An 11440-nucleotide genomic window follows, 5' to 3' on the forward strand; every position below is an offset into this window, starting at 1 on the left:
GTCGAAGAAACAGCAAATGTCATCTTAAACAAAAACCAGTAAGGTGAAAACCATCCCTATGAGGGAAGGTTTTTTCTTTTGAAATAATAATTATTTTGTGGATTTTTCAAGAAAAACGTTTTATAATAAAAAATTGTGGTAAAAATATTTAATAAGGGTTGTCATTTCGTAAGTTTTGTCAAGATTTCAATAATTTAGATTTTTGAAAATCACTATAGAAAAAAACAGTATTACTTCTACAAAGGGGGTAATATGTATTTTTTTTATTATTTTTGTCGAAACTTGCAGGATTTTCATCGATTATCTCGAATTCAATATTTAGCCTATAAAGATGGTGATGACAACGTGCAACGAATTCCGGAAGAAACAATTGAACAGATTCGCACGAGTAATGATGTTGTTGATGTTATTAGCGAATACGTTCAATTAACAAAACGTGGACGCAACTGGTTTGGTCTTTGTCCTTTTCATGGAGAACAAACACCTTCATTCTCAGTTTCACAAGATAAACAAATCTTTCATTGTTTTGGATGTGGTGCCGGAGGAAATGCCATTACCTTCGTAATGGATATCGACAATCTTTCTTTTCAGGAAGCAGTTAGCAAATTAGGATCACGTATAGGTATCGACCTGGACATTGAACCTCAGAATGGCGAAGCTAAAACGGTCTCCAAAGAAGAAACAAGAATGAAAGAAGCGCACACGTTTGCTATGAATTACTACCATCACTTGCTTCTAAATACGGAAGAAGGAGAAAAAGCCCTTCATTATTTAGAAGAAAGAGGATTTTCAAGAGAGCTTATTGAACAGTATAGAATTGGGTGGTCACTACCTAATTGGGATGCCTTAACCACGTTGCTTGAACGTAAAGGATTCAATCCGGCCGAAATGGCACAAAGTGGTCTGCTCATTCAAAAAGAAAATAAAAATGAATACTTCGATCGATTTAGAGAACGAATCATGTTTCCGGTTCGTGATGAAGCGGGACATGTCATAGCATTTTCTGGACGTGTATTAAATACGGAGTCGCAGGATGCAAAGTACATGAACAGTCCTGAGTCTCCGATATTTCAAAAAAGCAAAGTTTTGTATAATTTGGATGTTGCGCGCCCTATAATCCGTAAAAAGCATAAAGTGATTGTCATGGAAGGTTTTATGGATGTTATAGCAGCGGCAAAAGCGGGCATCATGAATACTGTTGCTACGATGGGTACTTCGCTTACAAAGGAACATGTTAATAAACTGAAACGTCTAACTGATTCTGTGACACTTTGTTACGATGGGGACGCTGCAGGGCTAGAAGCTGCAAAACGTGCTGCACAGCTATTAATGCAGGATAAAGTGAAAACGGAAATAGCCATCCTGCCAGATCAAATGGACCCGGATGACTTTGTTCAAAAAAATGGAGCAGAGGCATTCGAAAAACAAATAATTGAACGACCCCATGCTTATTTGGCTTTTATGATGATGGTTGCAAGACGCAATAAAAACTTTCAATTTGAAAATGACACGTTACAATACGTGCAAGAAGTTCTCGAACACTTTGTCGGAAATTCTTCACCAGTTGAACGCGATTTATATATTCGGCAATTAGCCAATGAAACCAATATTTCGGAAGATGCGATTTATCAGCAATTTCGAAAGATTGAAGGGAAAAATATTAAGCAGAACTCGAGACAACAGGCTCCTCCTGTTGCCCAAAACGCTCCGGTAAGTCGTAAGCGTATACAGGCAATTGATCGGGCTGAAAAATTGTTGCTCGCTCATATGTTACATCAAGTTGATATTGTCGATCGTTTACACCAAGATCATGGCCTACACGTATTCATCCACGATCCTTATGAAGCGATATTTGTTCGTCTCATAGGTTTCTACGACACATATCCTCAAGCTGATACACATCGTTTTCTAGAAATTCTAGAAGACACAGAACTACGAAAGCTGGTCATGGAAGCAACGTTAACAGAACGAGACCCGGAACATGCAAGTGAAGAAGTCTCCGACTGCTTACGACAAATAAATAAACATCGAATCGAGCTTCAAATTCAAACGAAAATGCACGAGTCCAAAGAAGCAGAAAAACTTCAGGATATGACACGTGCTTTAGAGCTAGCAAAACAAATGATCGATTTGAAAAAATCGTTATCAACGATGTAAATTGATTGGTTTTTAAAGGAGGAAGACTTATGGCGGACAAGTCTGAGCGTTCAAAAGAGGTAGAAACTGAGGTCACATTAGAAGAAGCAAAAAAATCTCTACTCGAACTGGGTAAAAAATCGGGGGAGCTGACTTTTGCTGACATAGCTGAAAAATTATCCGTATTTGAGTTGGAATCAGATCAAATCGAAGAATTTATTGAACAGCTAGAAGCACAAGGTGTGGAGCTTGGTCGTAAAGACGGCGATGAAGAAGACTTAGAAAAATTAATGAAAAAAGGGCAAGAAGAGGAAACATTCGATTTAAACGATTTAAGTGTACCACCTGGTGTTAAAATCAATGACCCAGTGCGAATGTACTTAAAAGAAATCGGTCGTGTTGACTTACTTTCTGCAGATGAAGAAATTGCCTTGGCTAAACGTATTGAAGCAGGCGATGAAGAAGCGAAAAAACGTTTAGCAGAAGCGAACTTACGACTGGTTGTAAGTATTGCCAAGCGTTACGTTGGCCGTGGCATGCTGTTCCTGGATTTAATTCAGGAAGGTAATATGGGTCTAATCAAAGCGGTGGAAAAATTTGATTTCCGTAAAGGATTCAAATTCAGTACGTACGCAACTTGGTGGATTCGACAAGCGATTACACGTGCTATTGCTGACCAAGCTCGTACGATTCGTATCCCTGTCCATATGGTTGAGACCATCAACAAATTAATCCGCGTTCAGCGACAGTTGCTTCAAGACCTAGGTCGCGAGCCTTCTCCAGAAGAAATAGGGGAAGAAATGGAATTGCCAGCTGAAAAAGTGCGTGAAATTTTAAAGATTGCTCAAGAGCCAGTTTCACTTGAAACACCTATCGGGGAAGAGGATGATTCGCACTTAGGAGACTTCATTGAAGACTCGGATGCACAATCTCCATCTGACCATGCAGCTTATGAGTTGTTAAAAGAGCAGTTAGAGGATGTTTTAGATACTTTAACTGACCGAGAAGAAAATGTATTGCGTTTGCGTTTTGGTCTTGATGATGGACGTACACGCACTTTAGAAGAGGTAGGGAAAGTATTTGGTGTAACGCGTGAACGTATTCGTCAAATCGAAGCAAAAGCTTTACGCAAATTGCGCCACCCTTCAAGAAGTAAACGACTGAAAGACTTTTTAGAATAGAATGTTCAAAGATGCTCACACCGGTGAGCATCTTTTTTTGTTCTCTTTTTTAATAGAAGAATAATAGTTGTGAATGTTAGAATATTTCATATATAATGAAAAATGAAAGCGTTTTAAAATTAAAAGGGGTTGAATGTAGTGAATTTTGATTTATCGCAAGAACATCAGATGATTCGCAAGACAATGAAAGAGTTTGCGGATAAAGTTGTAGCACCAGGTGCGATAGAACGTGATCGGACGAAAGCTTTTCCAAAAGAAATTTTTAAACAGTTAGCCGACATGGGGATGATGGGCTTACCGTTTTCAGAAGAATATGGTGGGGCTGGTGCAGATACAATCAGTTTTGCTATTGTTACTGAAGAACTTAGCAGAGCATGTGCATCTACTGGTATTACGTATTCAGCGCATATTTCTTTAGGTGGGGCTCCGCTTAATTTGTTTGGAACAGAAGAACAAAAACATAAATATTTAACGCCGATCTGCACAGGTGAATCTTTTGGAGCTTTCGGGTTGACTGAACCAAATGCAGGCTCAGATGCAGGCGGGACACAAACGCGTGCGGTTGAAGATGGTGACGATTTCGTCATTAATGGCAGCAAAGTATACATTACGAACGCAAGCTATGCGAAACATTTGGCAATCACAGCGATTACCGGAGAAGTAGATGGTAAGAAGGAAATCAGTGCGATTATTGTGCCAACTGATGCCGAAKGATTCACAGTGATTGATAACTACGAAAAAATGGGCTTAAATGCTTCTAATACAACAGAACTAGTTTTAGAGAATGTGAGAGTACCAAAAGAAAATCTATTAGGCAAACGCGGCGAAGGATTCCGTCAGTTTTTAGTAACACTCGATGGCGGTCGTATCGGTATTGGCGCAATGGCGGTAGGGATTGCTCAGGCAGCATTCGACCGTGCGCTTCGTTATTCTAAAGAACGCAAACAATTCGGCAAACCATTGTCCGATTTCCAAATCACTCAATTCAAATTGGCGGATATGGCCATGAAAATCGAATTGGCTCGTACGATGGTCTATAAAGCTGCGTGGCTTAAAGATCAAGGTCGTCCATTTTCAAAAGAAGCATCAATGTGTAAATTATATGCTTCTGAAATCGCCATGCAGATTGCTGACCAAGCCGTTCAAATTCACGGTGGATATGGCTATATGAAAGAATATGAAGTTGAGCGTTATATGCGCGACGCTAAATTGTGCGAAATTGGCGAAGGTACTTCAGAAGTGCAACGAATGGTAATTGCTCGTTTAATCGGCTGTTAAATTTCGCTAAATTGTCGAATTTATCACAATCCGTGAAAACTTCCGAGATAAGACTTTTCGTTTTTGATGGAATGCAGTACAATAACACTGTTGACTGATTCTATTCTAGAAAAAGAACGAACGAAAAAGGAGGTTACATGATGCAAAAAAATCCAATAGTTCCTTTCATTTTAATTATGGCATTTGGTATCGGTCTTATTTTCTTCTTATCAATTCAAGGTGTTGATAAAAAAGAAGAAATCGCTTCTGAACATGAAGGAGGCGCAGAAGGCGGAAAAGCTGAAACTGCAGAATTCGATCCAGAAGTGGCGAAAGGAAAATGTATTTCTTGTCACGGCGGAGATCTTAAAGGTTCAGTAGGTCCTGCTTTAGCTGGTACTTCTTTATCTAAAGAAGAAATTACTAAAACTATCGTAAATGGTAAAGGATCTGGCATGCCTGCTGGTTTACTACCTGAAGATCAAGCAGCACAAATGGCTGATTACATTTTAAGTCTAAAATAAGCTGAAACCCTTATCCGAAATGGATAAGGGTTTTTTCATGCACTAGATTTGTCATGCTTCGTGAATAGAATACAAAAGTGCACGAATAGAAAGTGTGAAATTCACAATACCGTGAAAAGGACCTCTGAAACCGCGAATAGACGAAAAAATCATTTTCAACGGTCTTCCCATTACATTCGGGAACCCGTTTTTTCATGTCTATGGTACAATCTTGTTTATAGAAGAAAGGAGAGGATTTCGTTGAACGCACAACGTCTCTCAGAGCGATTAACACGTGTCGCTTCATTTGTTGAAAAAGGTTCAATTGTGGCAGATATCGGAAGTGACCATGCTTATTTACCATGTTATCTTGTTCATCAGCAGATTGCTGAAAAAGCAATAGCAGGGGAAGTGGCAAAAGGACCGTATGAATCGGCACGCAATCAGGTTCGTGCTGAACAATTGCAGGAACAAATTACGGTTCGATTTGCAAACGGACTGCAAGCAATAGAAAAAGAAGATTCTGTTGATACAGTGACAATAGCTGGAATGGGTGGCCCATTGATTGCCTCCATTTTAGACCAAGATATCGACAGACTGATAACGGTAGACAGACTCATTTTGCAACCGAATATTCATGCGAAAGCAATTCGAGAATGGGCAATATTAAATGAATGGAAGCTGGTTGCAGAAGAAATTTTGCAGGAAGACGACAAGATTTACGAAATTCTGGTGTTGGAAAGAGGAAAGATGTCTTTAACAGCAGCACAGTTGCTCCTTGGTCCGTTTTTAATGGAGGCTCGTAATGATGCGTTCCGTAAAAAATGGGAGAAAGAATCAGTTGAGTGGGAACGCATATTAGAAGCGATTCGCGTAGCTGAATTATCAAAAGATGTACAGATGAAAAAAGAAGAAATCGAAGAAAAATTGAAGATTGTAAAGGAGGCTCTCAGTGCATGAAAACTGCGAATGGACACGAAATCATTCAATTATTTGAGTCCTGGTCGCCTAAATTCTTTGCATTAGAAGATGACCCCATCGGTTTACAGATCGGTAAATTGAATCTACCCATTAAAAATGTATTGGTTACACTCGATGTTACACTTGAAGTTGTACAGGAAGCAATCGACAAAAAATGCCAGATGATTCTCGCACATCATCCACCTATTTTCCGTCCATTAAAAAATCTCCGTACAGATTCGCCATCAGGTGAAATGTTTGCGCTTTGCATCAAACATGACATTGCTGTTTATGCTGCCCATACCAATCTGGATGTGGCACCGGGTGGGGTGAATGATTTGTTGGCCGAAGCATTCGGATTAAAACAAATCAACATTTTGGATGAAACATATTCGGAACCGATGATGAAGTTAGCCGTGTTTGTACCGACCTCATCTTCAGAAGATTTACGTAAATCGCTCGCATCTGCTGGAGCAGGGCAAATCGGCAATTACGATAGCTGTAGTTTTTCATCCACCGGCAAGGGGAGATTCCAGCCTTTAGATGGATCAGATCCCTATATCGGCACTAAGAATCACCTGGAAGAAGTAGAAGAGGATAAAGTGGAAGTAATTTTCCCTGCTTCCCAAAAATCAAAAATCCTAAGAGCCATGTATACAAATCATCCATATGAAGAAGTGGCTTTTGATATATGGAAACTTGATTCAAAAACACAGCAGCAAGGAATTGGCCGCATTGGAGAGCTTGAACGAGCAATGACTCTTGATGAGTTTGCTCAACAAGTCAAAAATCGACTGTCTGTTCCTTTTGTGCGTGTTGTAGGCGATCCTTCGGCAAATATCCGTAAAGTGGCTGTTTTGGGTGGGGACGGCAATAAGTACATCCAAAAAGCAAAACGGGCAGGGGCTGATGTCCTTGTAACGGGGGATTTATATTTCCATGTTGCACAGGATGCACAAGCACTCGGCTTAAATGTAATTGATCCAGGACATCATGTTGAATCCATAATGAAAAAAGGTGTTTCCGAAAAAATGAATGCCATGTGTAAAGAGAAAAAATTCGACTGTACATTTATTGCATCGGAAATTTCCACTGAGCCCTTCCGAATTCTATGAAAAAAGCTATCCATTGCTGGATAGCTTTTTTCATTAAGTAAGTGTATAGGGTTCAATCCGGTCAACCGGTTTAGGAGTTTTGATTTTAGGTAAAATCTTATCAATTGTAACCGTACGATCCAAACGATGGGTTTGTGGATCTTGTGGGTCATACTTCTCTAAAAATTGGACAACTTCTTTTACGATAGGTGTCGGTGTAGAAGCGCCAGCTGTAACCGCAATGAGTTCAATTCCTTCTAACCATTCAAGTTTAAGCTCAGATAAGTCGGATATCCTGTAAGAAGGGGTGTTGGCAATTTCTTCGGATACCTGGGTAAGGCGATTTGAATTATTACTCATCGGATCTCCGACAACAATTAATAATTGGGCAGCACCGGCTTGATCTGCGACCGCTTCTTGTCGAACTTGAGTAGCCAGGCATATCTCTTTATGCACTTCGATATGAGGATATTTAAGTGATAATTTTTCCATTAAGGCAGCAACATCCCATTGACTCATCGTCGTTTGGTTTGTCACAATCAATTTTTCTGCCTGAATGTTCAGTTGTTCAACATCTTCGACCGTCTGTACAAGGTGAACAGCATGTGGCGCAACACCTACTGCTCCTTCAGGTTCTGGATGTCCTTTTTTGCCGATATAAATGACTTGATATCCTTCAGCTGTCTTTTCACGAATCAAATCGTGAGTAACCGTCACGTCAGGACAAGTGGCATCAATTGACACCAATCCTTTTTGTCTGGCTAATTCACGGACTTCAGGTGAAACTCCGTGGGCAGTGAAGATGACTGTGCCGCCCTCGACTTTTTCCAGAATTTCTTTACGATTCTCTCCATCCAGCGTAATGATCCCGTCTTTTTCAAAGGCATCGGTAACGTGTTTGTTGTGAACAATCATACCTAATATATAAATCGGGCGTGGAAGGGATGTATCCATCGCTGCATTACGAGCGATTACCATTGCATCCACGACGCCGTAACAATAACCACGTGGGGAAATTTTGAGTACTTGCATATGTAGCACTCCTCTCAGAAGTTGTTAAGTTTTATTATAACTGAGAGGAGCGGCGAATTCAAAAATCAAAAGGGTGGCTGGAAAATACGTGGTTGTGAAGTTCCACCAAGGCGGGGGGCAGCGGATGCAACATTACGGACAGCGCTGGCAGTGGCCGTGGCGTCAGGCATATTTTGAAAACCTCTGTACATTCTCCATAATGCCGGTATGTTTTGGACCATAGGTGCAACTTGTTGGACCATAGGTGTCAGTTTCTGAGCGGTGTTCAAGAAACGGTCAGCGGTTTCCATGAACTGCTCAACACGGTTCGTTCCCTGTGGTAATCCACCATTTCCTAATGCATTCCCAATACCACCTAAAGGCGATTGGGATCTATTAGCATTACCTAAGGTATTCCCTAAACCACCAAAAGGCGATTGGGATGGATTATCATTACCAAAGGCATTCCCAAAACCACCAAAAGGCATTTGGGATGGATTATCATTACCAAAGGCATTCCCTAAACCACCAAAAGGCATTTGGGTTGGACTTCCACCAGAAAAGCTTTGCGGCATCGAGTGCCTCGGTGAAACATTCGGCATTTGTGATTGTGCGAATGGATAAAAAGATTGATAACGCATAAAATCCTCCTTTCTAAATAAATAGTTAATTGACGCAGAGGGCACACTACAACTATGATAAGCTGATGGTCTTCAAAATAATCAAAACATGATACAATGGAAGAACGTAAGGAGGGGCAAAAATGTCCAAATATACAGATTATGATTTTCAACCTTTTTTACAAAATGCCATTAGTAAATTAGGCTTTACAGAACCAACCCCTATTCAAAAAGAAATGATACCTCTAATTCTTAAAGGAAAAAGTGCGATTGGCCAAGCACATACGGGTACAGGGAAAACGCATAGTTTTTTAATTCCGATTGTTGAGCGAATCCTCACTGACAAAACAGAATTACAAGCTATCATAACTTCCCCAACACGTGAACTTGCTTCCCAGATTTTCGAAGAACTAAGCAAACTGACTGAAGGTACAGACATTCAATCAAAATTGTTTATCGGTGGAACTGATAAACAACGTTCGATTGACAAGTTAAAATCACAACCACATATTGTGGTTGGGACACCAGGTCGTATTCGTGACTTAGTCAAAGAGAATGCTTTGCTTGTTCATACAGCACCGATATTAGTAGTAGATGAAGCAGACCTCGCTTTTGACATGGGCTTTATCGAAGATATCGATGCATTTGCAGGAAAAATGCCAGATTCACTTGAAATGTTCGTATTCTCAGCGACGATTCCTGAACGCTTGCAACCATTCTTGAAGAAATATATGGAGTCTCCAGTACACATCAACATTGGTGAAAAACGACCAGTAGCAGAAGGAATTGTCTTCAATCTGGTTCCTGTTCGAAGCAAATCGAAAAAGAAACGTTTAGTTGAAGTGTTGAATGGGATTAATCCTTACTTGGCTATTATTTTTGCCAACACTCGAAAAAATGCTGATGACGTAGCCAATTATTTAGCTGAAGCGGGTTATCGTGTAGGACGGATTCATGGTGATTTAGCACCACGTGAACGTACACGCATGATGAAACAAGTCCGTGAACTTGAATATCAATACATCGTTGCAACAGATCTTGCTGCCCGTGGTATCGATATTCAAGGTGTCAGCCATGTCATCAACTATGAGCTGCCAGAAGACTTGGAATTCTTCATTCACCGTGTCGGACGTACAGCTCGTGCAGGTTTGGAAGGCACAGCTATTACATTATATGAACCGACAGATGAAGACGCGATTATCCGCATCGAAAAAATGGGAATTCCTTTTGTTCATGTGGATGTAGTTGATGGTGAGTGGTCACCTTTAAAAGAACGCCACACACGCAAAAACCGTAAAAAAACAACTGAAGATGAAATTGATGCGAAAGCAAAATCAATGGTCCGTAAACCGAAAAAGGTTAAACCAGGATACAAACGTAATATGAAATGGGAAATGGACAAAATCAAGAAGAGAGAACGCCGCATCAAAAACCGCAAAAAGTAAGGGGTGTTCTTTATGCTATTAGGTTCACATGTTTCCATGAGTGGAAAAAACATGCTGGTCTCAGCCAGTGAAGAGGCTGCGTCTTATGGGGCAAACACTTTTATGATTTATACTGGTGCACCACAAAATACGCGTCGTAAACCGATAGAAGAATTGAATATTGAAGCGGGACAAGCACATATGTTGGCGAATGGTATGTCGAACATTGTGGTTCATGCGCCATATATCATCAATATCGGGAACTCGTTGAAACCAGAAACGTTTGCACTCGGCGTCGAGTTTTTACAAAAAGAAATTGAGCGTACTGCCGCATTGGGTGCCAAACAAATCGTCTTGCATCCTGGAGCACATGTTGGGGCAGGAGCAGATGTCGGTATTGCAAAGATTATTGAAGGCCTAAATGAAGTGCTTTCACAAGATTTCCCTGTGCAAATCGCTTTAGAAACGATGGCAGGAAAAGGTACAGAATGTGGTCGATCTTTTGAAGAGCTTGCACAAATCATAAATGGCGTGACACATAACGAACGAATGTCGGTTTGTTTTGATACTTGCCATACGCATGATGCAGGTTACGATATTGTTGAAGACTTTGATGGTGTCTTAAAGCAGTTTGATCAGTTGATCGGACTGGATCGTTTGAAAGTTCTTCATATTAATGACAGTAAAAATGTCCGCGGTGCAGGTAAAGACCGTCATGAAAATATAGGATTTGGTGAAATTGGTTTTGATGCACTTAATTATATCGTGCATCATCCCCAGCTTACTGCAGTTCCTAAAATTCTAGAAACACCTTTCGTCGGATCAGATGCGAAAAACAAAAAAGCACCTTATCTTTATGAAATTGACATGTTCAAAAAACAGACGTTCATGCCAGAAAGCATTGAGAATTTACGTTCTTAAATCAAAAGAGACTCAAGCATATATTTGCTAGAGTCTCTTTTTTGTCGATTGATTATAGTCCAAAATGTGTGAAAAGCTTTTTGGTGCGTGTTTTTCCTAATATCCCTTGAAGTTGTTTATGAACATGCGCTGGTGGCCCAAACAATAACCATTGAAGTGAGGCTTTGTCAAAGATAGGGCGGACTAATTTCACTTCTTCTACCGTCAGGGTAACGGGAAGTATACTGGTCATTTTGGCAATCTCATCATCCGGTTTATCTTTTATTGCTTGAACAAGTTCCCAAATATCCATTAATTCATCCTTTCAAGATAATAGAGTTTACTTCTTGTCAT

At 40.2% G+C, this 11440-nt stretch carries 11 protein-coding genes; 8 read left to right on the top strand and 3 right to left on the bottom strand.

The window, feature by feature from the left end; all coding sequences use genetic code 11:
- Positions 1 to 345: 345 nt before the first annotated feature.
- The 6 genes from dnaG to AC1DSL_RS09425 all read left to right on the top strand — a co-directional run bounded on the left by dnaG (position 346) and on the right by AC1DSL_RS09425 (position 7152).
- Complete coding sequence (gene dnaG, locus AC1DSL_RS09400) at positions 346 to 2157, top strand: DNA primase (protein WP_477531988.1); 1812 nt, start codon at positions 346 to 348, stop codon at positions 2155 to 2157.
- Between the two features lie 29 nt (positions 2158 to 2186).
- The gene (gene rpoD, locus AC1DSL_RS09405) at positions 2187 to 3317 is read left to right on the top strand and encodes an RNA polymerase sigma factor RpoD (protein WP_016426907.1); all 1131 of its coding nucleotides are present in this window, start codon (positions 2187 to 2189) and stop codon (positions 3315 to 3317) included.
- Positions 3318 to 3455: 138 nt separating this feature from the next.
- The gene (locus AC1DSL_RS09410) at positions 3456 to 4595 is read left to right on the top strand and encodes an acyl-CoA dehydrogenase family protein (RefSeq protein WP_477531979.1); all 1140 of its coding nucleotides are present in this window, start codon (positions 3456 to 3458) and stop codon (positions 4593 to 4595) included.
- Between the two features lie 140 nt (positions 4596 to 4735).
- The gene (gene cccA / locus AC1DSL_RS09415) at positions 4736 to 5098 is read left to right on the top strand and encodes a cytochrome c550 (protein ID WP_016426909.1); all 363 of its coding nucleotides are present in this window, start codon (positions 4736 to 4738) and stop codon (positions 5096 to 5098) included.
- Between the two features lie 240 nt (positions 5099 to 5338).
- Complete coding sequence (locus AC1DSL_RS09420) at positions 5339 to 6037, top strand: tRNA (adenine(22)-N(1))-methyltransferase (RefSeq protein WP_477531980.1); 699 nt, start codon at positions 5339 to 5341, stop codon at positions 6035 to 6037.
- Positions 6034 to 7152, top strand: coding sequence for a Nif3-like dinuclear metal center hexameric protein (locus AC1DSL_RS09425; RefSeq protein WP_477531981.1), 1119 nt, complete (start codon positions 6034 to 6036; stop codon positions 7150 to 7152). The genes AC1DSL_RS09420 and AC1DSL_RS09425 overlap by 4 nt, the downstream gene beginning before the upstream one ends.
- A gap of 33 nt (positions 7153 to 7185) precedes the next feature.
- Here the strand turns inward: AC1DSL_RS09425 and AC1DSL_RS09430 are convergent, their stop codons facing one another.
- On the bottom strand, positions 7186 to 8163 hold the full coding sequence (locus AC1DSL_RS09430; RefSeq protein ID WP_016426912.1) for a 4-hydroxy-3-methylbut-2-enyl diphosphate reductase: 978 nt from the start codon (positions 8161 to 8163) through the stop codon (positions 7186 to 7188).
- Between the two features lie 65 nt (positions 8164 to 8228).
- Positions 8229 to 8783 (bottom strand): VrrA/YqfQ family protein, encoded by a 555-nt coding sequence (vrrA, locus tag AC1DSL_RS09435; protein ID WP_477531982.1) that lies wholly within the window; start codon positions 8781 to 8783, stop codon positions 8229 to 8231.
- Positions 8784 to 8905: 122 nt separating this feature from the next.
- On the opposite strand from vrrA, the gene AC1DSL_RS09440 reads away from it, so the two are divergent.
- Both AC1DSL_RS09440 and AC1DSL_RS09445 read left to right on the top strand, forming a co-directional pair.
- Positions 8906 to 10207, top strand: coding sequence for a DEAD/DEAH box helicase (locus AC1DSL_RS09440; RefSeq protein ID WP_016426914.1), 1302 nt, complete (start codon positions 8906 to 8908; stop codon positions 10205 to 10207).
- Positions 10208 to 10219: 12 nt separating this feature from the next.
- A complete protein-coding gene (locus tag AC1DSL_RS09445) occupies positions 10220 to 11107 on the top strand; it encodes a deoxyribonuclease IV (protein WP_016426915.1) in 888 nt (295 codons plus the stop codon).
- 52 nt (positions 11108 to 11159) lie between these two features.
- On the opposite strand, the gene AC1DSL_RS09450 is transcribed toward AC1DSL_RS09445, so the two are convergent.
- Positions 11160 to 11399: a hypothetical protein gene (locus tag AC1DSL_RS09450; protein WP_016426916.1), complete on the bottom strand. Its 240-nt coding sequence runs from the start codon at positions 11397 to 11399 to the stop codon at positions 11160 to 11162.
- Between the last annotated feature and the right edge of the window lie 41 nt (positions 11400 to 11440).

This window comes from Paenisporosarcina sp. P4_D4 (assembly GCF_056401835.1).